The sequence below is a fragment of the Lachnoanaerobaculum umeaense genome (genome assembly GCF_003589745.1).
GTDB lineage: Bacteria > Bacillota > Clostridia > Lachnospirales > Lachnospiraceae > Lachnoanaerobaculum > Lachnoanaerobaculum umeaense.
This window is the reverse complement of record NZ_CP032364.1, coordinates 2,150,791-2,173,281: the sequence shown is the minus strand read 5'-3', so window position 1 is coordinate 2,173,281 and position 22,491 is coordinate 2,150,791. Positions and strand designations below refer to the sequence as shown.

Below are 22,491 nucleotides of genomic sequence, written 5' to 3'. Positions count from 1 at the left end.
GTGGCTATTTATAGAAATGGATACTGATATATGTTAAATAAAAAAATTATGCTTTGTGGCTTTATGGCAAGCGGAAAGACAACTGTGGGAAGAGTATTGGCTAAGGAGATTAATACTTATTATATAGATACCGATGAGCTTTTGATAGAAACTTATGAAATGGATATACCGACTATATTTACAAAATATGGTGAAGACTATTTTAGAGATTTGGAGCATGAAATAGCTATAAAGGTTTCCAAAATGCCGGCAGGAGTTATTTCCACAGGCGGAGGAATGCTTACCTTTGACAGAAACGGTGAGGTTTTGAAAAAGGGAGGCATTATCATATGCCTTGTAAGGGATTTTGATAAGATTTATGAAGATTTGCTATCAGATACAAACAGACCTCTTGCAAGAGATAAGTCAAAGGAAGAACTTAAGCAGATGTATGACATGAGGATTTCAAAATATCAAAAGTATGCAGACTATACTGTTGAGAATAACGGCAGCATAGAGGATTGTGTAAAAAAGATAATATCCATTATTGACGTAAATTAAAATAAATTATATACTGTTACGAAAGTATGTTCGAACTGTTCGAACATGTTTATGGAGAGATGTAATGGATACAAAGTATATAAAAATAAGAGGTGCCAATGAGCACAATTTAAAAAATATATCGGTGGACATACCAAGAGGAGAATTGGTTGTATTAACAGGGCTTTCCGGTTCCGGAAAGTCCTCTTTGGCGTTCGATACCATATATGCAGAGGGACAAAGAAGATATATGGAGTCAATGTCTTCATATGCCAGAATGTTTCTGGGACAGATGGAAAAGCCCGATGTGGAAAGCATAGAGGGGCTGTCCCCTGCAATTTCAATAGATCAAAAGTCTACGAACAGAAACCCGAGGTCTACAGTGGGTACCGTTACGGAGATTTATGATTACCTCAGACTTTTGTATGCAAGAATAGGTATTCCTCATTGCCCTTGTTGCGGTAAGGAGATACATAGACAGAGTATTGATCAGATGGTAGATAGAGTGCTTACACTTCCTGAAAAGACTAAGTTTATGATACTTGCACCTGTGGTAAAGGGTAAAAAAGGAAGACATGAGAAGGTACTTGAAAGTGCCAAAAAATCAGGCTATGTACGTGCTATGATTGATGGAAATATGTATGAACTTAGTGAAGAGATAGTACTTGAAAAGAACATCAAGCACAGTATTGATATAGTAATAGACAGACTTTCGGTAAAGGAAAATATAGAAAAGAGAGTGACAGATTCTTTGGAAGCAGCTCTAAATCTTGGTGGAGGCTATGCAACTATTGATGTAATAGACGGTGAGCCTATGAAGTTTTCACAAAACTTTGCCTGTCCTGATTGCGGTATTTCAATTGATGAGGTGGAGCCGAGAACCTTTTCTTTTAACAATCCATTCGGAGCATGCCCTGACTGTGCGGGACTTGGATATACTATGGAATTTGATGAAGATCTGATGATTCCGGATAAATCACTTTCTATAAATCAGGGAGCCATAATAGTACTTGGATGGCAGAGCAGCAATGATAAGAAAAGCTTCAGTAATGCTATGCTAAGAGCACTTGCAGAAAAGTTTAACTTCAGTCTGGATACACCTTTTGAGGACTATCCGAAGGAAATACATGATATATTGATTTACGGTACTACTGAGCAGGTGGATGTAGCATATACCGGCCAGAGAGGTAGCGGAGTATATCCTGTTATATTTGAAGGTCTTATAAAGAACATGGAAAAGCGTTATAGAGAGACATTTTCACAGTCTGCCAAGGAAGAGTATGAGCAGTATATGAGAATAGCACCATGTAAGTCCTGTGGCGGAAGGAGACTTAAAAAAGAGGCTCTGGCTGTAACTCTTGGCGGAAAAAATATCTATGATGCTACAGATGCGTCTATTACCGATTTTAGAAACTTTATAGACAGCTTGGAGCTTACAAAGATGCAGGAAGCTATAGGTGCATTGATTTTAAAGGAGATCAGAGCAAGAGTTACATTCCTTATAGATGTAGGTCTTGACTATCTAAGCCTTACAAGAGCGACAGGTACACTTAGCGGCGGTGAAGCACAAAGAATAAGACTTGCTACTCAGATTGGTTCTGGGCTTGTAGGTGTGGCATATATTTTGGATGAGCCGAGTATCGGACTACATCAAAGGGATAATGATAAGCTGCTTGCGACATTGAAACATCTAAGAGATATAGGAAATTCAGTTTTGGTGGTGGAGCATGATGAAGACACTATGATGGAAGCCGACTACATAGTGGATATAGGTCCGGGAGCCGGAAGTCATGGCGGAGAAGTGGTAGCTACAGGAACTGCTAAGGAAATAATGGCAAATCCGAATTCAATTACCGGTAAGTATCTTTCAGGTGAGATAAAGATACCTGTACCGGAGAGCAGAAGAACACCTACAGGTTGGCTTAAAGTCAAAGGTGCGGCTCAAAATAATCTAAAGAATATAAATGTAGATATACCTACAGGAGTGATGACCTGTGTTACAGGTGTTTCAGGCTCAGGGAAGTCTTCTTTGGTAAATGAAATAGTATATAAGGCATTGGCTAAGAAGCTTAATCGTGCACATACTATCCCGGGTAAATATAAGTCAATAGAAGGTACAGAGCAGCTTGACAAGGTAATTGCAATAGACCAGTCACCGATAGGGAGAACTCCCAGATCAAACCCTGCCACATATACAGGTGTATTTGATATGATTAGAGACTTGTTTGCTGCAACTCAGGATGCAAAGATGAGAGGCTATAAGAAGGGCAGATTTAGTTTCAATGTAAAGGGTGGAAGATGTGAGAGTTGTTCAGGTGACGGTATCATAAAGATAGAGATGCATTTCCTACCTGATGTATATGTACCATGTGAAGTCTGTGGCGGAAAACGTTACAACAGAGAAACTTTGGAAGTAAAATATAAGGGAAAATCTATATATGATGTACTGGATATGACTGTGGAGGAGGCTTTAACATTTTTTGAGAATGTGCCTACTATAGCAAGGAAAATACAGACATTGTATGATGTAGGGCTTTCTTATATCAAACTTGGTCAGCCGTCTACAGAGCTAAGCGGTGGAGAGGCTCAGAGAATAAAGCTTGCAACTGAGCTTTCAAAGAGGGCTACAGGAAAGACTATTTATATCTTAGACGAGCCTACTACAGGTCTTCATTTTGCAGATGTACATAAACTGGTGGAGATACTTAGAAGACTCTCAGACAGTGGGAATACGGTACTTGTTATAGAGCATAATTTGGATGTTATAAAATGTGCCGATTATATAATAGATATAGGTCCCGAAGGCGGTGCAGGAGGTGGCGAAGTGGTAGCTACAGGTACACCTGAGGAAATAGCAAATATAGAAAAGTCATATACAGGAAAATATGTGAAGAGATATTTGTATTAAAGCTTTATAAATATACTGTATACATTCAGGCTAAGTGTTGATTTGACAAGATAAAATGGTAGAATAGAATCACCTCTTGATAGAGACTATCATTTCAAAAGTGACTGTATGAGAATTACAATAGTTTACATATAGTTTCTTATGAATAGTTGGAGGTGATAGAAATGGATTGCATAAATGGTATTGTTTTGCAGAAAGGAATATTTTATGAAACAGGAATTACTTGCAAAAATGAATGCTTATTTAGCAAATCAGGAGATTATGTACATCAAACTACATAATATGCACTGGAATTTGAAGGGACACGGATTTTTCACTCTTCATTCCAAATTAGAGGAATATTATGATCAGACAGCCGATATTATTGATGAGGTAGCTGAGAGAATACTTGCTAAGGATGCTCTACCGATAGCTAACTTAAAAGAAGCGTTGGAAATTAGCAAGGTAAAGGAACTTCCGGACAAAGCCATCAACATTGACGAGGCTATTCGCATACTTACTATTGATGTTGAATACTGGGTAAACGATTCAAAGGAAATTGTGGAATTGGCTGATAAGGAAGGCGATGTTGTTACCGCAGATATTTTTACAGGCTATGTAAAAGAATATGAGAAGACATTGTGGATGCTTAAGGCATTTGCGCAAAACTAAACACTAAAAAGCTCAAGGCACAGTCGAAAATGGCTGTGCCTTTTAAAAATTTAAATATCCAAAACAGCTACTAAAATATAATCACTCGGATTTTTAAAATCATGTTTGATATTTGAAACATCAAGGCTCCAATTTCCGATTCCTGAATATTTTGATGACAATATCATATGGAAGTTGAGCATTGCAGCACCGAGTCCCAATAGATTGTCATTCTTTGTAACCACTTCGTCAAACCGGTTAAATAAATAAACATGAGTTCCATTTATAACAAAGCGATAATTTTGATGATTTAAAAAGCTTGGTGAAAGGCTGGCTGCATAAAGAGCATCAGCAATAACCGGATCGGCATATTCGTCATCAAAATTATAAGGAGTGTTAAAGTTAGTATCAAATGCTAATGTTGTAACAGCTATCTTTGGAGCTATATGTCCTGATTTACTGCTAATACTTACATTTGAAGGTGAATGTATATCAAGCTTTGTAGTATCCTTCTCTTTTTTACCATATCCAAATGCAATCACAGCTGCTACAGCCAGTTCCGAATTAATGAGTAAAACTTTTTTTAACATATCGCTGTCTTCACTTGTTAGAAAACATGAGGACAATCCCATTTCCTCAATCTTTAAAATAAGATGTTCAGCCATAAATCCTGCATTTATAAGATAATTATCTTTATCTTCGGATAAAATAACTATATAAGCCGGAGCATTGAAAGAATTCCCACGATATCCTACAACACCTGAAAGTCTTTGGGTGGTATCTTCATCAGCTGCTATAAGTATCTGTGTGTTTACATCAAAAAGCTTTGGAGCTGAATTAAAAAAGCTTGTGATCTCATCTAATTTATTTGGCTCAACAGGCTTCTTGAGAAAGTCACGTATAGAATTTCTCTTTTCAATAAGTTCTAAATAATTCATACATTTATCCCTCCATAGTATAAATTTCAAATGCTTAAATTATATATATTATACAAAAAATAGCGTATAAGGTCAATTTTATAATATATCTATATTTGAAATTTATGAGATACTCTTTATTTTTAATATAAATAATCACATAAATGATGTGTAATGGAGTGATTTTATTAAAAAGAAAACTGAATATTAGATAAAATAATTATAAAAATCTTCTTATATAGATTTATTTGTTTGAATTGCATTTATTTTATATTGTGATATAATGAATTTACAATATTATTAAGTGGAATATGACATAAATAATAAAATTAATTATGCAAAATATTATGTCAATATGTCCGGATAAGGAGGTCGTGATATGACAGGTTTACCACTTATATTCGTGTTTATATTGGCGGTTATCATTATGATAGTTGCCATCTCAAAGTTTGGAATACATCCTTTTGTATCCATTATGTGTATATCACTTATTTTGGGACTTGTGGCAGGAATACCTCTGGTAGATAAGACATTGTAAGACGAAACAAAGATACAAGGTCTTGCAAGTGTTATTGGAGCAGGTTTTTCAGGTACTTTTTCAAGTATAGGTATTGTTATCATACTTGGTGCTCTGATTGGAACTATTTTGGAGAAAACCGGTGCAGCTTTTAAGCTTGCAGATATGGTTATAAAACTGGTAGGTAAGAACAATCCGGTTTTGGCTGTAGAACTTATGGGTTGGGTTGTTTCTATTCCGGTATTTTGTGATTCAGGATTTGTTATTTTAAATCCTATAAGAAAGGCTTTGGTAAAGAGAACTGCACAGTCATCAGTAGCTATGACTGTAGGACTTTCAGCAGGTTTATATATTTCACATGTATTTATACCGCCTACACCTGGCCCTATTGCAGCAGCTTCAACACTTGGTATAGGTGACAATCTATTATTAGTAATGGGAATGGGTGTAATATGCTCTATATTTCCACTTTTGGCAGGTCTTTTCTATGCTAAATTCATTGGTAGGAGTGTAAAGGCTGATGATGAGGCTGATTCAAGCGAAATTACAAAGACATATGAGGAACTTGTGGCAGAATATGGTAAGCTTCCAAGTGGATGGCTGTCTTTAGCCCCTATTTTGGTTCCTGTATTGCTTATGGCTATTGCTTCAGTAGTATCTATGATGAAACTTAGTGGTAGTGGAGCGGATATTTTGAAATTCTTAGGAACACCTATTATAGCACTTGCAGTTGGTACAGTCTTTGGTGTACTACAGCTTCAGGGTGCTGGCAAGATGAAGGATTTCTACAGCATTACGAATGATACATTAAAGACTGTTGGACCTATATTGTTTGTGACAGCAGCAGGTGGTGTACTTGGTAAGGTAATAGCTTCATCAGATATGGTTAACTTTATAAAGGATCATGCAGAGGTTCTCAGCACAATGGGTATGCTTTTCCCATTCTTATTATCTGCTATATTAAAGAGTGCACAGGGATCATCTACGGTAGCACTTACAACCACAGCAGGTATTGTGGCACCTCTTTTACCGGCACTTGGATTTGCAACTCCTATGAGTGCAACACTTGTAACTATGGCTATAGGTGCAGGTGCTATGACAGTTTCACATGCTAATGACTCATACTTCTGGGTTGTTACAAACTTCGGTGCAATGACGCCTGAAAAGGGATATAAGACACAGACTATGTGTACATTGCTTTTAGGTATTGCAGGTATTGTAGAAATAATGATTCTTGGGCTATTCCTACATTGATGAATAAATTTTTTAAGGCACAGATTTTACAAAGTTTTACTTTGTGAGATTTGTGCCTTATTTTTGTTCAAAAATGTGGTATAATTTAAGTTCACTCTGATTTAAAAATATTGGTGAAAAAGGAGAAAAAGCCACGGAATATAACCTGATATATCATTTAAATTGCTGACAGTGCTTTTGTTATATGATATATTTACTTTATTAAAAAAGTTATATTTAAGGATTTTGACCGGTTAAGGGATTAAAATGGAATTACTGGAACAATGTAAAAAATGGAATGATGATGGTGAATATGAGAGTGTAGTCGACGCACTTGAGATTTTACCTGAAAATGCAAGAAGTCCGGAGTTAGATTCAGAACTTGCAAGAGCTTACAATAACCTAGGAGAGCCTGGGGAATATAAGCTATTTTTACAGGCACTTGAATTATTAAAGCCACTTGAAGAGTATTTCAGAGGCAATCACAAATATTATTTTAGAATTGCTTATTCATACTATTATCTGGATGAGGATGGTCTTGCATTGCACTACTTTAAAAAGGCACTTGATTCAAAGCCGGGAGATGCTGATACTGTAAATATGATGACCTCATGTACAGATCTTATTTCCGATTCAAACCTAAGAATCAAGATGTCCGACAGAGTATACTCAATGTGGGAAGAAGTGGAAAAAGAAGTAAAAAAGCTTGATAAAAAGGATAAGAACTTTTACTCAAATACAGCGGATAAGATTGCAGCAGGTATAAAAAAAGTGTATCCAAAGACTTATCCAAAGATATTTCTACAAGAGAGGATCTTAGAATGTGATATAGCTGATGATAAGTCAGATGTATTCATGCTTCAATATATAAAGAATGTCATGCCGGATAGTTTGAGAGAACTATTTGATGTAGTAATAGGCATATCGGCAAAACATAGTATAGGGGATATAATATCTTATGAGGGTGAAGACTATGATATAACCGGACTGAGGTTTTTTATAAGTGATGATAGACAGATAGTTATATATTCAGATGAATTTGACATGCCAATAGAGGTAATAGAGAAGATCTTTATTGACATATTTGGAGAAATAGATCTGATGGCAAATGATGTGGCATTTGATATAGCAGATGAGAGTGATTTTACAGAAACTTCAGATGATACCTGCAATATTGTCAGAGGTTTTGACAATAAAGAAGAGTTCTTAAGAGAATGTGTGGACTATAAGGGCCTTAGAGACAGGGCTTGGAGCAAGGGGCTTAGACTGGGAATAGATGCTAAGAGCTATCTCAAAATGTATTCGGGGTATCAATTACAGTCTATAGATGAGGAAGAAGTTAGAGAGGATATATATACAGGAACTACATGTTTGCCCTCCCTTGTCAGTGAGTATATATCTTCTGGGCTTTTTGATAAGATGCCTATAATGGATGATTTATATCGAAACGGAGTTGCAGCCGGATTTTTTTGTTTTGATATAGGCAGAGATAAATACTCTAAAGATTCGATGGAATATGAGTTTGATATAATGAATCTTAGAAATCAACTTATGGAATATATTATGAAAAAGCTTAGGGAAAAGGGTAGAATACATGATATCGCCTTCTTAGAAGGGGCAACCGGTAAAAGATACGGATATCTTGATTTTTTAATATTTGGAAGTTTTATGGATATTATGAATGCTGCATATGACTTCTTTAAAATGAATGAAGTTTTATTTGCAGGATACAAAACTTTTAGAAAAATATCAAAAATTATAATGTTTGTGGAGGAATAATGTTTAATTTTTTTAAGAAAAAGCAAAATGAGGTAGATATACCACAGGTACAACCTATGGCCAACTGGGAAGAGAATTCATATATGCATGTTTTGTCAGACAATGTGGAAGTAGAAAATATTGATGGTGCCAAGGAAAGAATAGAATCAATTGAAGGTTTGAAGCTGATAGAGTTTAATGTAAGAGATGATAATTCGGGAAATCTTACATTAGAATATAATGGAGATGAATATGGTGTAGGATTTTACTTTGATGATTTTGTTTTAGAAAGTTTATACTCCTTACAAAATCAGAAAATTCATGATGAGGATTTTGCACAAATACAGGAAAAAACAAAATCCTTTGTAATCTATATGAATTTCAATAAAAACTATTTTGATTCATATCATTTACAGCTAAAACTAATAATGGCATTTTTCCCGGATACCTTGGCAGTAGTAGATGAAAGTGCAGAGAAACTTTTAAGTGGAAGATGGGTAAAGCTTGCGGCAGAGTCAAGTGTTACGCCAAGTGCTGAGGCATTGTTTACAGTTCAAGCAGTGTTTGATGATAAGACACATAGAGTTTGGCTACACACTCATGGTATATGTAGAACAGGTTTTTCAGAGTTGGAGCTTTTAGACATAAGCCGGGACAATGTAAATGATATATACTATTTGCTAAATACTATGGCGAACAGAGTTCTATATCAAAATGAGGCTATTGAGGATTATATATTCCTAGGTGAATTTTTTGATGGAGAGCCAATAGTAGCTACAACTTTACATTGGAACGAGGGTATTACCAGATATCCTTCTGATATCCTAGGAGGACCAAATGACAGAGTGGATAGCCATAATACAAATAGTAAAGTGATACTTTTGTTTGCTTCAGAGGAAGATGCAAACAATGCTAAATACACAAAGCCTTCTGAAATAGAGGAAAAGCTTATTGAAAATCCGCTCTACTATTATACAAATGAGCAAACAGACCATATGAAGTTTATGGCAAGAGATAGATTCGATATATTAAAAAAATTCATACAGGAGAATCCGGAAAATAAAGCATTGATCAAGGTGGGGCTTCCTACTGATGGTGAGGATGGAGAGCCTGATTATGAGAATCTTGAGCATATATGGTTTGAACTTAAGGAATTTACAGAAGATGGATTTAGAGCTATTCTTACACAGGAGCCATACAGAGTGTCATCTATAAAAGCAGGTGATGAGGGTGAGTATACTATAAATGATGTGACAGATTGGATAATTTATACAGAGGAAATGAGTATAGAGCCGAATACTGCATATTTATTATAAAATGGGGGATTTATGTTTTTTACAAATTTAAAATTGGCAGAGAAGTATGATTATTTAGATGAAAAATTTTTAGCAGCCTATAATTGGTTAAAAGAGAATGATTTGAAAGCATTGCCTGTAGGTAGATATGAGATAATGGGCAGTGATGTAGTAGCTAATGTGCATGAGTATACTACATTACCTATTGAAGAAAAGAAGTTTGAAGCACATGACAAGTTCTTTGATATTCAATGCCTGGTTGAAGGAGTGGAATTCTTTGGCATATGCAATAGAGAAGGTTTGGTAGTAAATGAAGCAAGATCTGAAAATGACATAATACTTTATGAAAGACCCGATGTATATGGACATGTTATACTATTTCCAGGAGATTTTATAGTAGTGGCACCTGAAGATGCACATATGCCTGGATGTGCTTTAAACAGTCCGGCAGAAGCAAAAAAGGTGGTTGTAAAAGTACGAGTATGATAAAAAAAGGCTTTTTAATAGGTTTATTACTTTTTGGTATATTTTTTGGAGCGGGAAATCTTATTTTTCCTGCTGAGCTTGGATTTAGAGCAGGAGAGAATTTCTATCCTGCTATACTTGGCTTTGTTTTATCAGGTGTCGGTATAGCAATAATCACTTTGGTACTTGGTACTATGGTAAAAGGCGGATATAAAAATGAGATCAGTATAAAGGTGGATCCTAAGTTTGCTACATCATATTTAACGATGCTTTACCTTGCTATCGGACCTTTCTTTGCAATACCAAGGACAGCAAGTACATCTTTTTCTATAGGTATTGCTCCGGTTACCGGAAATAGTAGACTGCCATTACTTATATTCAGTTTGATTTACTTTTTATTTGCATATCTTATAGCCATCAATCCTTCAAAGCTGATGGACAGGGTTGGTAAGGTACTTACACCTATGTTTGCAATGCTCATACTTATTCTAATAGTATTTGGAAATATGAATTTTAATGCGGTAAATCAAGGTGAGATGAGTGGTGTTATGTCAGCTCTTAAGACAGGATTTTTGGAAGGGTATAATACTTTGGATGCACTGGCTTCAGTGAGTTTTTGCCTGATTGCTACTTCAAGTATAAAGGCTTTCGGATTTTCTTCAAAGAAAGAGTATATAAAGATAATGGCTGTGGTGGGTATAGTAACAGCTATATTCTTTAGCAGTCTTTATATCGGTCTTGGGGCATTGGGAAATAGATTCAGTATACCGACAGATGTACTTTCGGATCCTGATACAAATATAGGAACATATATATTATCTACAAGTTCGTATAAGCTATTTGGAAACTTTGGACAGATTTTCCTTGGAGCAATGACTATACTTACATGTTTTACAACTACAGCGGGGCTTATAGTGGTGGTTTCAGAGTATTTTGTTGAAACTTTCCCAAGATTTAGGTACAAAACCTATGTAAACATATTTACTTTCGTAGGTTTTGCAATGTCCAACTTCGGATTGAATACTATAATTAAGATATCAGTGCCTGTACTTAGAATTTTATATCCTATTACAATAGTTATAGTTACAATAGTTATATTAAATAAATTTGTAAGGCTTTCAAAGTCAGGAATGGCCATTACAGTTATTTTGACGACTGTTTTTTCTGCAATAGAAGTAATGGGAAGTGTTTTGAAGGTGGAATCGATAAACTCTGTTATGACTTTATTCATTGGAGGAGATTCAGGATTTTTCTGGATTTATGCCTCTATTTTCGGAATAATTGTATCGCTGATTTTAAAGGATAAAATAAAGGGAGAAAGCTTTGAAATATAAAAATAGCTGCTTAGGCAGCTATTTTTATATTAAAATCGCAGAAGTTTTAAGGTAGTATTTTCATGTGATGCCAGGCTGTAGGCACAGTTTTTGTCTAAAGACTCCATTCTGACCCATTCTAGTGAACGCATTGAAGCCTCTTTGTCAACTGTAATGGCAGGAGGAGACAGTTCTTTCCATGCAAGTTCTCCATAGCCGGCATCAGAGTATAATAAAGTGAATTTGTTATTTTCAGATGTTGCTTTTATTCCAAACATGCCTGCAGAATGACCATAAAGCTTTATAAGTTTTATGGTGCCATCTCCCAATAGATCCAAAGATTTTTCAAAAGGACCTTCCTTACTATTCCAGTCAAAGACAGAAATATTTGAATTCGTCCACCAGCTTCTGGAATATCTAAGAGGGTTTTTTATGGCAGCTTTTGCTTCATCTCTGGAAACTAAAATTTTAGTTTCAGAAGAGAAGTCTGCAACCCCGCTAACATTTTCAAAATCTAAATGTGTCAAAAGAACATAGTCAATATCCTTTGGAGAAATATTGATTTCCTCAAGTCTTGATAGAATGGATGAGTCCTTTGGAAGATGAAAACGTGTGGAGGAAAAGGTAAGAGGGGCTTTAATTGCCTTAAATTGGCTGTTTAAGCTTAGAATATTCTCAGACTCCAATTCCTTTTTCAGCCCTGTATCTACTAAAATATTTTTGTTTCCTGTCTGAATAAGAAAGGATAGTACAGGAAGGTTTATTCTGTCAAAATCCTTTAAAAATAATCCATGTGCTTGAGGGTTAAATTTGTTATCACCATTATATGCGAGAGAAGGAGATACCATCACTTCTCCTGTTTGTAATATATGTATTTTCATAAATAATCTCACCTTATTTTTAGTTTTAGTTGTTTGAAATACTATTATACAAAATATAATACAGCAGGTCAAACTTAATATATTTTTTGGTTGCGAAGAATTATGTCATTTCGTATAATTGTAGGAATGTGAGGTAGTAGAAGATGACAAACAAGAAAAAAGAAAATGGAAATTTGATCAAAAAACTACTTTGGTGGATCCCTATAATTATTCTGGGTTTGATGTTTGCCCTTGGAGCTTGCACAAGACAGGAAACCAGAAGAGAAGATAACAGAGTAGAGAGCAGTAAAGAATCAATCAGTCGGGCAGAAAGTAGTCAAATTGAAGAATCGCCTGATGAAAAAACAAATGCCCAATCAAGTGAGGAGTCGCCCCCGGAAAGTAGCGGCTTAAGTGTAGAGGAAAACGGAAATTATACTTCTAAGGAAGAGGTAGCATTATATATTCATACATTCGGTAAACTTCCGATAAATTATATTACAAAAAAACAGGCACAGGAACTGGGATGGGATCCTTCAAGTGGAAATCTATCGGATATATTGCCGGGAATGAGTATTGGTGGAAGTGCTTTTGGAAACTATGAGGGTGCATTGCCAAGAGCAAGCACAAGAAGATATTTTGAATGCGACATAGACTATGAGGGTGGATATAGAGGTGCAAAAAGATTGATTTACTCAAATGACGGTCTGGTATTTTATACAGAAGATCATTATAAAACCTTTGAACAAATATATTAGGGATGATTAAATGAATAATATAACTTTGAAATTGAATAAATTTAGTGAAAAAAAAGAAATTCACAACTATTTAAAAAAGAAAATGAAGTTTCCGGATTATTATGGAGAAAATCTGGATGCCCTCTTTGATTGTCTGACAGATATCAGTTCCGATACAGCTATAGATATAAAATATGATGCAGAAAATGATATTCAAAAGTCCGTACTTGAGGTATTTAGTGATGCAGTAGCTGTAAATACACATTTGGCTATAATAAAGACAAAGATAAACAAGAAAAAGTAGATATAAATCAAGCTTTTTGGTCTTAGAATGGAGAGTAGATGGAGTCAAAATGGATGCTTTATACAAAGCGGGCTGAGTTTGAAGAATTATCAGCCCGTTTTAATATTTCACCGGTATTGGCAAGGATTATAATAAACAGAGATATTAAAGAGGAAGATTTTTCTATATATCTTAAAAATGATTTGAAGCTTATGCATGATGTTAAGAGGCTAAATGGAATAGATGAAGCCAAAGATGTCATAATGGACGAGATAAATGCCGGGAGAAAAATAAGAGTTGTAGGAGACTATGATATAGACGGGGTATGTTCATCATATATATTGGTAAGTGCTTTAAAATATTTCGGTGCAAATGTAGACGTGAAAATACCGGATAGGATAAAGGATGGTTATGGAATCAATGATAATATAATCAAAGATGCAGCTAAAGATGGCATTTCTATGATTATTACATGCGATAACGGTATTGCAGCACATAGTCAAATGGAGCTTGCAAAGGAACTTGGTATAAAAGTGGTAATAACAGATCACCATGATGTATACCGGAAAGACGGCAAAGACTTTTTGCCTGTTGCTGAGGTAGTAATAAATCCCAAAAGAAGCGATTGCGATTATCCGTTTAAGAACATTTGCGGAGGTTTGGTAGCGTATAAGTTGATGGAATATATTTATGAAAGTCTAAATGCAGGCAAGAAACTTTATGATGATTCACAGCTCAGTGATTTGCTGGAAGTGGCTGCTATAGCCACTGTAGGAGATGTAATGCCTCTGATAGATGAAAATAGAATATTGGTAAAAAACGGTCTAAAGAGTCTTATGCATACAAAAAATATTGGACTTAAGGCACTTATAAGGGTTACCGGTATGGAGGATAAAAGGTTAAGTGCATATAGTATCGGGTTTGTTCTTGGCCCTTGTCTAAATGCCGGAGGAAGACTTGAAAATGCATTGATAGCTTTAAATATGTTTATGGCAGAGGATGAGGAAGATGCTTTAAAATATGCTACACATTTAAAGGAACTTAATGATGAAAGAAAAGATTTGACTGTACAGAATGTAAAAAAAGCAATAGAAAATGCAGAAAATGAGTACAGTGAAGATGATATTTTGGTAATATATTTGGAGAATTGTCATGAGTCCATTGCAGGAATAATAGCAGGTAGAGTTAGAGAAGCACTTGGAAAACCAACTATTATACTTACAGATGCATTTGGTGAGGAGAATATGCTTAAAGGTTCAGGAAGGTCCATAGAAAACTATAACATGTTTGAAGCGTTGTATGAGGTCAAGGACATATTTACAAAATTTGGAGGACATCCTATGGCTGCCGGAATGAGTCTTGAGAAAGGTAGATTGGATGAGTTTAGAAAGAGGCTAAATATGAACTCAAAACTTTGTGCAGAGGATTTCATTCAAAAGATATGGATAGATATTGCATTACCTTTTTCATATCTAAGTCTTGATTTTGTGAGAGAACTGGACAAACTTGAGCCTTTTGGAAATAAGAATGAGAAGCCTAAGTTTGCAAGAAAAGATATAAAGATTATTTCAAAGAATATACTTGGGAAAAATAAAAATGTAGTTAAGATGACTTTAGAAGATATAGACGGTACCAGAGTTGACGGCATATACTTTGGTGATGGTGAAGCATTTTTTGAGGATATAGGGGATAGAAAAGAAATGGATATAATATATTATCCTGATATCAATGAGTATGGTGGAAGAGAAAGCTTACAGATAATTATAAGTGATTATAGGTAAAAACATATAGCAATGCAAATTAATTTATTGTATACTTTCATAAGCAACAGCAAAAAAGTTGTAGGTAGGAGACAGAAAATATGGTTAATGAAGTGATGAACTTTTTAAAGGAGTTGGACCCTGAAGTAGGCATTGCAGTAGAAAAAGAGGCAAATAGACAGAGAAGAAATCTTGAGCTTATTGCTTCTGAGAATATCGTTTCTGAAGCTGTAATGATGGCAATGGGTACCGTACTCACAAATAAATATGCTGAAGGATATCCGGGCAAGAGATATTATGGCGGATGTGAAGATGTAGATATAGTGGAAACTATTGCTATAGAAAGAGCAAAGAAGCTTTTCGGTTGTGACTATGCAAATGTTCAGCCACACTCAGGTGCACAGGCAAATATGGCGGTATTCCTGGCAATGCTTGAAGCCGGAGATACAGTACTCGGAATGAATTTAAACCATGGTGGACATTTGACACATGGTTCAGAGGTGAACTTTTCCGGAAAATACTTTAATATAGTTCCTTATGGTGTAAATGATGAAGGCTTTATAGACTATGATGAGCTTGAGAAGATTGCGATAGAGCATAAGCCGAAAATGATTATAGCAGGTGCCAGTGCATATGCAAGAACAATAGATTTTAAGAGATTTAGAGAGGTGGCAGATAAGGTTGGTGCATATCTTATGGTTGATATGGCACATATTGCAGGTCTTGTAGCTGCAGGACTTCATCCATCACCTATCGGAATAGCAGATGTAGTAACTACTACAACTCATAAGACACTTAGAGGACCTAGAGGCGGACTTATTTTGGCAAATAAGGAAGCAGCTGAGAAGTTTAACTTTAATAAGGCCGTATTCCCGGGAATACAGGGCGGACCGCTTGAGCATGTGATTGCTTCAAAGGCAGTTTGTTTTGGGGAAGCTCTAAAGCCTGAATTTAAGGCGTATCAGGAGCAGATAGTAAAAAATGCAAAGGCTTTGGCTGATGCACTTATAGCGGAAGGCTTTAATATCTTAACAGGTGGCACAGACAATCACTTGATGTTACTTGATCTTAGAGGTACGGGAATCACAGGAAAAGAACTTCAGAATAAATGTGATGAGGTATATATTACTCTAAACAAGAATACAGTACCAAATGATCCACAGAGCCCTTTCACTACCAGCGGTGTGAGGATAGGTACTCCGGCAGTTACAAGTCGTGGACTTGTAGAAGAGGATATGAGAACTATAGCAAGACTTATAAAGATGGCTGCATATGAGTTCGACACAAAGTCAGACGATATAAGAGCTGAAGTTACAAAACTTATGGATAAATATCCTATCTATAAATAAATATTTTAGAAAGGCTGACTCAATATATTTTGGGTCAGTTTGGTGTGTTGAAATGAAAGAGTTAAAGGAGTATGTAAGAAGTATACCGGATTTTCCTGAACCCGGAATTATCTTTAGGGATGTAACTACCATATTACAGGATGCGGATGGGCTAGCTCTCAGCATAGATGGATTGAGAGCTGAGATAAAGGACCTGGAATATGATCTTATCTTGGGACCGGAGTCCAGAGGATTTATCTTTGGAGTACCTGTAGCATATGCAGAGCATAAGCCGTTCATACCGGTAAGAAAAAAAGGGAAATTGCCATGTGAAACTGTAAGTATGGATTACGATCTGGAGTACGGTAAGGCTACAATAGAGATTCATAAGGATGCTATAAAGCCGGGAGATAGAGTAGTTATAGTAGATGATCTGATTGCTACAGGTGGGACAATAGAGGCTATTACAAAACTTGTAGAAAGTCTTGGTGGTGAGATAGTGAAGATTGCATTTGTTATGGAACTTGAAGGCCTAAAGGGCAGAGAAAAGCTTGCAAAATATGATATAGCGAGTTTGATTAAATATGAAGGAAAGTAAACCTCAATATATAAAAATATGAGAGAAAAATAAACCTTGTTATATAGATTGTATGGGGAATTAATCCCTAGTAGACATAACTCTTAGACATATAAGAGTTATGCCTTTTTGCTGTAGAAAATTATATATTTAACATTTTATCTTTTGAAATATAAGCATTACGTAAGAATCTGCTCAAATACATGGTAGTATCCATTAAGAGTCTCCTGAGTATCAAATCAGGCACCTGTGACAACACCTGAGGCATCATCAATGGCCAAATGTAGATGCCATAATTCCTTTTTTGATGTTGCAGCTTCCTTCTTAGCTCTGAGAGTTTGCTTAATGCGTCTACGCTTAGCTTTTGTAGCCTTTGGAGATAGAATGTACTCTGACTCCAAAATACTCATTACAGAGGAAGAAGAGATACTTATGCCTTCATGCTTTTTTAGAAGCTCTGTATAGTGTTCAAAGTTAGCCTCGTAGTATTTAGTTCTGTATAGATCAAGAACTTGACTTCTGACATCAGGGCAGATAGTGGTAGCCGGCTTCTTACCTCTGTTACCATGAATAAAGAATGCTTTACCATCTTTAATATAACCCTGTATCATACGGTTTATATGCCTTTTGGTGCATCCTAGGATAAGAGCAGCTCTATCCTTATTAGCTGTATCGGGGTGATCTACCAGACCTTTGATAACTTCATACTTTCTTTGTTCATCCATTGATAAAATAACCTTTCTGATAAGTCAGTTCCTCCTAGTGTTAGAATATACAAAATAGTATTCTACCATAAGTGGGACATTTTTATTTGTGGTATACTAGGACTTTATCATTTATGGCTTATAAAAAAATTAAAAAGCTTAAATATTGGTATTGACAAATAAAGATAAGTTAAATATAATTATTAATTGTGACATTAGAGATTAATGCTTATTCCAATGCCCCGGAAAGCATTTATCCATATAAAGCGAAGTTAAAAGATTAATGGAGGTCAGTCAATGAAAACTTTTATGGCTAATCCGGATAAGATCGACAGAAAATGGTATGTTGTCGATGCAAAGGGAGCTACATTGGGACGACTTGCTTCAGAGGTTGCAAGTGTATTAAGAGGAAAAAACAAACCGGAATTTACACCACACGCTGATTGTGGAGATTATGTTATTGTAATCAATGCTGCAGAGGTGAAGGTTACAGGTAAAAAGTTAGATCAGAAGATTTATTACAACCATTCAGAGTATGTTGGTGGTATGAGAGAGACAACACTTCGTGAACTTCTTGCAAAGAAGCCTGAGAGAGTTGTAGAGCTTGCCATCAAGGGCATGCTTCCAAAGGGACCACTTGGTAGAGATATGTACAGAAAACTTCATGTTTATGCAGGCGAGACTCATGGACATCAGGCACAGAAGCCGGTAGTATTGGAAATTAAAGGCTAATAATCTTTAAGAAGGAGAATGGTATGACTAACGATAAGTTTTACGGAACAGGTAGAAGAAAAAGTTCTATCGCCAGAGTATATCTTGTACCTGGAACAGGTAAGATAACAATAAATAAAAGAGATATTGATGAGTATTTTGGTCTTGAGACATTGAAGGTTGTTGTTCGTCAGCCTTTAGTGGCTACAGACAATGTAAATAAATTTGATGTACTTGTAAATGTTTGTGGTGGTGGTTTCACAGGTCAGGCTGGAGCTATCAGACATGGTATATCAAGAGCACTTCTTCACGCAGATGAGGAGTACAGACCAACTTTAAAGAAGGCTGGATTCCTTACAAGAGATCCAAGAATGAAAGAGCGTAAGAAATACGGTCTTAAGTCAGCGAGAAGAGCTCCACAGTTCTCAAAGAGATAATAAAGACACAAAATTATACCCTGTATATTCAAGAAAAACCTTGGATATACAGGGTTTTTCTTTGTTTGAAATTCTGTCTGATTTTGCTTACTAGTAACAAGGTAGTAACATACTAGTAACAAGGATTTAGGTATCTTCCGTAAGACTTTTACAATCTTCCGTAAGATATGAAATAATGGCGCTTCTTACATCTTTTTTAGTTCTACAATGACATTTATAGCCGTCATTAAATATTACATCATAGCCGTCATGCATATTACCTTTTATACCGGATATCTTTTCCCTATTCTTTTCTGCTATCTGCATAGTATTAAAGATTCCTTCCTGATCCTTTCTTATAAGGTCTATCAAGTAAGAATTTACAGACATTCCCTTATCAGTTGCCATAGATTTTATCATTTGTTTCATACCCTTTGGTACTGCCAGCTCCAGCCTATCATAGTGAGTATCTCTATGAGTATTTTTATATTTAGTCTTGTCCATATTATCCTCAAATCTTATTTATATCTTATTGATTGCTTCAAGCTTATTCGGCAAGTCAACATGTGTATATACTATCTGTGTCACGTTCTGCCCTTTGTGGCCAACAATTTGCTGTATTATTCTTTCGTCAACTCCGACTTCAGTCAAAAGAGAGATACAAGTATGTCTTGTACAGTGCGGAGTATATTTAAGTGACAGAGCATCCATGATCGGCTTCCAATAGGAGTCGTAGTAATTTCTGTATGTAAAATGCTTACATTCAGGAGTACATATAAGATAATCACTCTTCTTGGATATCCAGGACTTAAAGAAAGGTACTATCTTTTCAGCTATCGGTACTTCTCTAACACCTGCAGATGTTTTTGACTCTTTCACATAGAACCACCGTTCATCAAGATGTACATCTTCTTTCTTCAGATCCAGCAGTTCACTAATCCTTAGGCCTGTATATATAAGTATGAGTGCAGCAGATATATACTCATTGGAGTCTGAAGCATTCCAAAGTAACTTGATAGCTTTCTTACTGAAAGGCTTACGATCATAAGCGTTCGGATTGCCGGCATTGCTTATATCCACATATTTGATAATATCTCTTTTATCCGGGGTGATAATCTCATGAATTACAGCATATTCCCACATCAAAGACCATAAGTTTCTAAGATTCCTTAAAGTAGGTGTGTTCTTCCCTGACTGATCCACTACAGCCTGTAGATGGCTAAGCTTAATATCCTTGAAAGTCATATTATATAATGTGGAGCATATAGAGTATGCAGCCTTATAGCCATTTGCATTCTTTATAGTTTCATAATGCTTATCAGACCACTTGTCATATACTTCTTTAAATGTAATTGTATCAGCCTTTAAATCATAAGGATTCTCATTGTATGCGGTGAGAGCAGATAAGGCTTCAGCTCTGGTAGCATAGTAGCCTATAAATTGATAGATCGGGTGACATTGCATAGTATCTTCTATAGTTTTCCAGCCTACTGTCTTTCTTGCAGCCCAGGGCTTTCTTCTTTTTCCGGACAGCTTATATACCGATCCAAAAGAGTTGGGTAATCTCATAAACGTTCCTTTCTTAAAAATGAGTACAAAAATAACAGCCATTGCAAAAACGGCTGCTATTATGGTACAATATAACTTGTTCAGGGCATATTGTTGAAAGCAACAGCTTGCAATAGTATGTATAGAGTCATCCGGCACTTAGTGTAGGGTGGCTCTTTATTTTTATAGTTATACAGTAGGGTTTAAAGCATAACTGTTAGCAGTATATAGAGTAAAACCGTCCATTGTGGCAAAATCCGCATCGTCAGATATTATATGCTTCTTGTTATCTGCAATGCAATTTTTTAGGATTATATAGTCATAATTATCACAATGATGTTTGTCTATAGATGACACGAACTCATCAAGAATGTCAGGACCTGAGTGATAATCAAGAATCTTACATATGTTTTTAATATTTTCTATACACACCAATAAAGTAGTTTTTAAATCAGATCTATTTGTTATGCGTCTAAATTCTTTCAAAGTAATATCAGTACCCTGCTTTGATTTATATAATTCAAATTCATTCTTTTCTACAGTATATAACAGCTCGGACATATTATATACACTGGTAAAGATAGGATTGCCATTGTATACCAGATTGTCAACAAAGTTTATGTAGATTTCGGACTGTCTATGAACCTTATTACTGTTAAGCAATGCATAATTAGGATAACAGTACCAGTATAAAATATTTGTATCCAAAAAATAAGGTCTATTGGAATCCATACTGCTAAACTTGGAAATATCACGAATACAATCAGGCTTCATATTTATTTACCTTCTTTGGAGCATTATTTACAATTTCGCTCATAGCTTCTCTCTTATCAATATTTTCAAGCAACATAAGAGCATTGCTTATTGATGATTGAAATAAAAATTCTCCGGTTTCACTAAGATTTATCTTGTTAAACTTTGATAGAAAATTTGAGCCTTTGTATTTAATTACCAATGCGGAAAAACTGTTATTGAAAAACTGTGAAGAAAACTTATCAATACCGTCAAAATCAATGGTAACAGAGTCATTATTGCCGGATGATATACACTCCTCAAGCTTAGCTCTGAGCCATTCACCTGACTGCTTAGTAGCAGCTTCTTTTATATGTTCTTTTAATTTTATTATTTTGTCCATTATATTTGTTCTCCTTTTAAACAATATAGGTTAAGACTATCAGGAATTACCTTTACAGTAATAAGTGTACCATGAATAGGAGAATCTATCACCTTAAAAGATTCTGAATCTCCACCGTCTTTGTATTCATAGTATATATCGTTTGAGAGAATTCGTAATGAACCCTTATTTGCACGAATAAAATCCTTTAAATAGTAAAGTCCCATTCCTCTTGGGATGATACCGTTTTCCAGTTGTGTCGTTGAATTTCCCATTTCAAAAGCCCACCTAACAGCATATTCGGATGAGTAATTCGAGTAAATTCTCTTTATTTTATTTGGAATTCCGATTCCTGAATCATATATTGAAAATACAAGAGTATTCTGCTTTGGCATCCAGTGGCCACAAGCATAGCAGCCTAAAGATGATTCAGAATGTTCTATTGCATTCGTGAACAGCTCAATAAGGTTGAAAGAAATATGTTCTTTTGCTCTACTAGACAATGTTATAGGTGCCAAGTCTATAAACTTGTTGGTATAAACATTAGTGACATTATAATCAACGTACTTAAAGTTACCAAACTGAATTGCATTTTGATTTGACGGTACTCCGGTTTGATTTATATAAGTCCATAGACCGGAATCAAAAAAGTATTTGTAAGCACGAGTATAATTTGTAAATGATAAATTAATATACTTGCCACATGATTTTGAATAATCATACATACCGCCTAAGAATGCGACAAAACCCGCATCAAAATACTTTACATCAGAGAAGTCTAAAGTAATATAGTTGTCATAGCAGTTACAAATATATGAAAATAAATCTGACATATATTTATACCCAGTAAAATCCAAGTTAAGTCTTGCCGGAATTTTTAAAGTCGTCACAGTAAATT

At 35.4% G+C, this 22,491-nt stretch carries 21 protein-coding genes and 2 pseudogenes; 15 read left to right on the top strand and 8 right to left on the bottom strand.

All coding sequences use genetic code 11. The features are described 5' to 3' along the window. Nucleotides 1-30 precede the first annotated feature (30 nt). The 3 genes from D4A81_RS10175 (at nucleotide 31) to D4A81_RS10165 (ending at nucleotide 4,078) form a co-directional block, all read left to right on the top strand. Nucleotides 31-540 (top strand): shikimate kinase, encoded by a 510-nt coding sequence (locus tag D4A81_RS10175; RefSeq protein ID WP_111524740.1) that lies wholly within the window; start codon nucleotides 31-33, stop codon nucleotides 538-540. A gap of 64 nt (nucleotides 541-604) precedes the next feature. Then, nucleotides 605-3,427, top strand: a complete 2,823-nt coding sequence (gene uvrA, locus D4A81_RS10170; RefSeq protein ID WP_111524741.1) for an excinuclease ABC subunit UvrA — start codon at nucleotides 605-607, stop codon at nucleotides 3,425-3,427. A gap of 207 nt (nucleotides 3,428-3,634) precedes the next feature. Further along, nucleotides 3,635-4,078 carry a Dps family protein gene (locus D4A81_RS10165; protein WP_009663748.1) on the top strand — a complete coding sequence of 148 codons (444 nt, stop codon included), beginning with the start codon at nucleotides 3,635-3,637 and terminating at the stop codon, nucleotides 4,076-4,078. A gap of 50 nt (nucleotides 4,079-4,128) precedes the next feature. Here the strand turns inward: D4A81_RS10165 and D4A81_RS10160 are convergent, their stop codons facing one another. Continuing rightward, on the bottom strand, nucleotides 4,129-4,995 hold the full coding sequence (locus tag D4A81_RS10160) for a nitroreductase family protein (protein ID WP_111524742.1): 867 nt from the start codon (nucleotides 4,993-4,995) through the stop codon (nucleotides 4,129-4,131). 358 nt (nucleotides 4,996-5,353) lie between these two features. Between D4A81_RS10160 and D4A81_RS10155 the strand changes: the two are divergent. From D4A81_RS10155 to brnQ, 5 genes and pseudogenes are all read left to right on the top strand, one after another. After that, nucleotides 5,354-6,745 (top strand): annotated as a pseudogene (locus tag D4A81_RS10155) (GntP family permease). Between the two features lie 246 nt (nucleotides 6,746-6,991). Further along, complete coding sequence (locus D4A81_RS10150) at nucleotides 6,992-8,503, top strand: tetratricopeptide repeat protein (protein WP_111524743.1); 1,512 nt, start codon at nucleotides 6,992-6,994, stop codon at nucleotides 8,501-8,503. Further along, nucleotides 8,503-9,798, top strand: a complete 1,296-nt coding sequence (locus D4A81_RS10145; protein ID WP_111524744.1) for a DUF4026 domain-containing protein — start codon at nucleotides 8,503-8,505, stop codon at nucleotides 9,796-9,798. The genes D4A81_RS10150 and D4A81_RS10145 overlap by 1 nt, the downstream gene beginning before the upstream one ends. 12 nt (nucleotides 9,799-9,810) lie before the next feature. Next, entirely contained in the window at nucleotides 9,811-10,263 is a 453-nt protein-coding gene (locus tag D4A81_RS10140; RefSeq protein WP_111524745.1) for a YhcH/YjgK/YiaL family protein, read from the top strand. Then, complete coding sequence (gene brnQ / locus D4A81_RS10135; protein WP_111524746.1) at nucleotides 10,260-11,576, top strand: branched-chain amino acid transport system II carrier protein; 1,317 nt, start codon at nucleotides 10,260-10,262, stop codon at nucleotides 11,574-11,576. Before D4A81_RS10140 ends, brnQ begins: the two co-directional genes overlap by 4 nt. Before the next feature lie 29 nt (nucleotides 11,577-11,605). Here brnQ and D4A81_RS10130 read toward each other — a convergent pair whose 3' ends face one another. Continuing rightward, nucleotides 11,606-12,436 carry an MBL fold metallo-hydrolase gene (locus D4A81_RS10130; protein WP_111524747.1) on the bottom strand — a complete coding sequence of 277 codons (831 nt, stop codon included), beginning with the start codon at nucleotides 12,434-12,436 and terminating at the stop codon, nucleotides 11,606-11,608. A gap of 143 nt (nucleotides 12,437-12,579) precedes the next feature. Between D4A81_RS10130 and D4A81_RS10125 the strand changes: the two genes are divergently transcribed. The 5 genes from D4A81_RS10125 (at nucleotide 12,580) to D4A81_RS10105 (ending at nucleotide 17,121) form a co-directional block, all read left to right on the top strand. Next, a complete protein-coding gene (locus D4A81_RS10125; RefSeq protein WP_111524748.1) occupies nucleotides 12,580-13,173 on the top strand; it encodes a ribonuclease domain-containing protein in 594 nt (197 codons plus the stop codon). A gap of 10 nt (nucleotides 13,174-13,183) precedes the next feature. Further along, complete coding sequence (locus D4A81_RS10120; RefSeq protein ID WP_111524749.1) at nucleotides 13,184-13,456, top strand: barstar family protein; 273 nt, start codon at nucleotides 13,184-13,186, stop codon at nucleotides 13,454-13,456. Between the two features lie 38 nt (nucleotides 13,457-13,494). Further along, entirely contained in the window at nucleotides 13,495-15,216 is a 1,722-nt protein-coding gene (gene recJ, locus D4A81_RS10115; RefSeq protein ID WP_111524750.1) for a single-stranded-DNA-specific exonuclease RecJ, read from the top strand. A gap of 80 nt (nucleotides 15,217-15,296) precedes the next feature. Beyond that, entirely contained in the window at nucleotides 15,297-16,544 is a 1,248-nt protein-coding gene (glyA, locus tag D4A81_RS10110) for a serine hydroxymethyltransferase (RefSeq protein ID WP_111524751.1), read from the top strand. Nucleotides 16,545-16,596: 52 nt separating this feature from the next. After that, on the top strand, nucleotides 16,597-17,121 hold the full coding sequence (locus D4A81_RS10105; RefSeq protein ID WP_111524752.1) for an adenine phosphoribosyltransferase: 525 nt from the start codon (nucleotides 16,597-16,599) through the stop codon (nucleotides 17,119-17,121). Between the two features lie 221 nt (nucleotides 17,122-17,342). Here D4A81_RS10105 and D4A81_RS10100 read toward each other — a convergent pair. Beyond that, nucleotides 17,343-17,825 (bottom strand): annotated as a pseudogene (locus D4A81_RS10100) (ISNCY family transposase); the annotation flags it as partial. A 276-nt stretch (nucleotides 17,826-18,101) separates the two neighbouring features. On the opposite strand from D4A81_RS10100, the gene rplM reads away from it, so the two are divergent. Together rplM and rpsI are read left to right on the top strand one after the other, a co-directional pair. Further along, nucleotides 18,102-18,536, top strand: a complete 435-nt coding sequence (rplM, locus tag D4A81_RS10095) for a 50S ribosomal protein L13 (protein WP_111524753.1) — start codon at nucleotides 18,102-18,104, stop codon at nucleotides 18,534-18,536. A gap of 23 nt (nucleotides 18,537-18,559) precedes the next feature. Beyond that, nucleotides 18,560-18,952: a 30S ribosomal protein S9 gene (gene rpsI / locus D4A81_RS10090; protein WP_007590784.1), complete on the top strand. Its 393-nt coding sequence runs from the start codon at nucleotides 18,560-18,562 to the stop codon at nucleotides 18,950-18,952. A 126-nt stretch (nucleotides 18,953-19,078) separates the two neighbouring features. Here rpsI and D4A81_RS10085 read toward each other — a convergent pair whose 3' ends face one another. The 5 genes from D4A81_RS10085 to D4A81_RS10065 form a co-directional block, all read right to left on the bottom strand. Beyond that, on the bottom strand, nucleotides 19,079-19,435 hold the full coding sequence (locus tag D4A81_RS10085; protein ID WP_111524754.1) for a hypothetical protein: 357 nt from the start codon (nucleotides 19,433-19,435) through the stop codon (nucleotides 19,079-19,081). 18 nt (nucleotides 19,436-19,453) lie between these two features. Next, complete coding sequence (locus tag D4A81_RS10080; protein WP_111524755.1) at nucleotides 19,454-20,500, bottom strand: tyrosine-type recombinase/integrase; 1,047 nt, start codon at nucleotides 20,498-20,500, stop codon at nucleotides 19,454-19,456. A 168-nt stretch (nucleotides 20,501-20,668) separates the two neighbouring features. Further along, a complete protein-coding gene (locus D4A81_RS10075) occupies nucleotides 20,669-21,253 on the bottom strand; it encodes a PIN domain-containing protein (protein ID WP_111524756.1) in 585 nt (194 codons plus the stop codon). Continuing rightward, nucleotides 21,243-21,614, bottom strand: coding sequence for an STAS-like domain-containing protein (locus tag D4A81_RS10070; protein WP_111524757.1), 372 nt, complete (start codon nucleotides 21,612-21,614; stop codon nucleotides 21,243-21,245). Before D4A81_RS10070 ends, D4A81_RS10075 begins: the two co-directional genes overlap by 11 nt. After that, nucleotides 21,614-22,483 carry an ATP-binding protein gene (locus D4A81_RS10065; protein WP_111524758.1) on the bottom strand — a complete coding sequence of 290 codons (870 nt, stop codon included), beginning with the start codon at nucleotides 22,481-22,483 and terminating at the stop codon, nucleotides 21,614-21,616. Before D4A81_RS10065 ends, D4A81_RS10070 begins: the two co-directional genes overlap by 1 nt. Between the last annotated feature and the right edge of the window lie 8 nt (nucleotides 22,484-22,491).

Excerpts from the sequence above, each read along its gene's own strand:
- D4A81_RS10150 (WP_111524743.1), top strand. The coding sequence starts at position 6,992 with ATGGAATTACTGGAACAATGTAAAAAATGGAATGATGATGGTGAATAT.
- recJ (WP_111524750.1), top strand. The coding sequence starts at position 13,495 with ATGGAGTCAAAATGGATGCTTTATACAAAGCGGGCTGAGTTTGAAGAA.
- rpsI (WP_007590784.1), top strand. The coding sequence starts at position 18,560 with ATGACTAACGATAAGTTTTACGGAACAGGTAGAAGAAAAAGTTCTATC.
- glyA (WP_111524751.1), top strand. The coding sequence starts at position 15,297 with ATGGTTAATGAAGTGATGAACTTTTTAAAGGAGTTGGACCCTGAAGTA.
- D4A81_RS10120 (WP_111524749.1), top strand. The coding sequence starts at position 13,184 with ATGAATAATATAACTTTGAAATTGAATAAATTTAGTGAAAAAAAAGAA.
- D4A81_RS10075 (WP_111524756.1), bottom strand. The coding sequence starts at position 21,253 with ATGAAGCCTGATTGTATTCGTGATATTTCCAAGTTTAGCAGTATGGAT.
- D4A81_RS10070 (WP_111524757.1), bottom strand. The coding sequence starts at position 21,614 with ATGGACAAAATAATAAAATTAAAAGAACATATAAAAGAAGCTGCTACT.
- D4A81_RS10160 (WP_111524742.1), bottom strand. The coding sequence starts at position 4,995 with ATGAATTATTTAGAACTTATTGAAAAGAGAAATTCTATACGTGACTTT.
- D4A81_RS10175 (WP_111524740.1), top strand. The coding sequence starts at position 31 with ATGTTAAATAAAAAAATTATGCTTTGTGGCTTTATGGCAAGCGGAAAG.
- D4A81_RS10140 (WP_111524745.1), top strand. The coding sequence starts at position 9,811 with ATGTTTTTTACAAATTTAAAATTGGCAGAGAAGTATGATTATTTAGAT.
- D4A81_RS10085 (WP_111524754.1), bottom strand. The coding sequence starts at position 19,435 with ATGGACAAGACTAAATATAAAAATACTCATAGAGATACTCACTATGAT.
- D4A81_RS10165 (WP_009663748.1), top strand. The coding sequence starts at position 3,635 with ATGAAACAGGAATTACTTGCAAAAATGAATGCTTATTTAGCAAATCAG.
- D4A81_RS10130 (WP_111524747.1), bottom strand. The coding sequence starts at position 12,436 with ATGAAAATACATATATTACAAACAGGAGAAGTGATGGTATCTCCTTCT.
- uvrA (WP_111524741.1), top strand. The coding sequence starts at position 605 with ATGGATACAAAGTATATAAAAATAAGAGGTGCCAATGAGCACAATTTA.
- D4A81_RS10080 (WP_111524755.1), bottom strand. The coding sequence starts at position 20,500 with ATGAGATTACCCAACTCTTTTGGATCGGTATATAAGCTGTCCGGAAAA.
- D4A81_RS10105 (WP_111524752.1), top strand. The coding sequence starts at position 16,597 with ATGAAAGAGTTAAAGGAGTATGTAAGAAGTATACCGGATTTTCCTGAA.
- D4A81_RS10145 (WP_111524744.1), top strand. The coding sequence starts at position 8,503 with ATGTTTAATTTTTTTAAGAAAAAGCAAAATGAGGTAGATATACCACAG.
- rplM (WP_111524753.1), top strand. The coding sequence starts at position 18,102 with ATGAAAACTTTTATGGCTAATCCGGATAAGATCGACAGAAAATGGTAT.
- brnQ (WP_111524746.1), top strand. The coding sequence starts at position 10,260 with ATGATAAAAAAAGGCTTTTTAATAGGTTTATTACTTTTTGGTATATTT.
- D4A81_RS10125 (WP_111524748.1), top strand. The coding sequence starts at position 12,580 with ATGACAAACAAGAAAAAAGAAAATGGAAATTTGATCAAAAAACTACTT.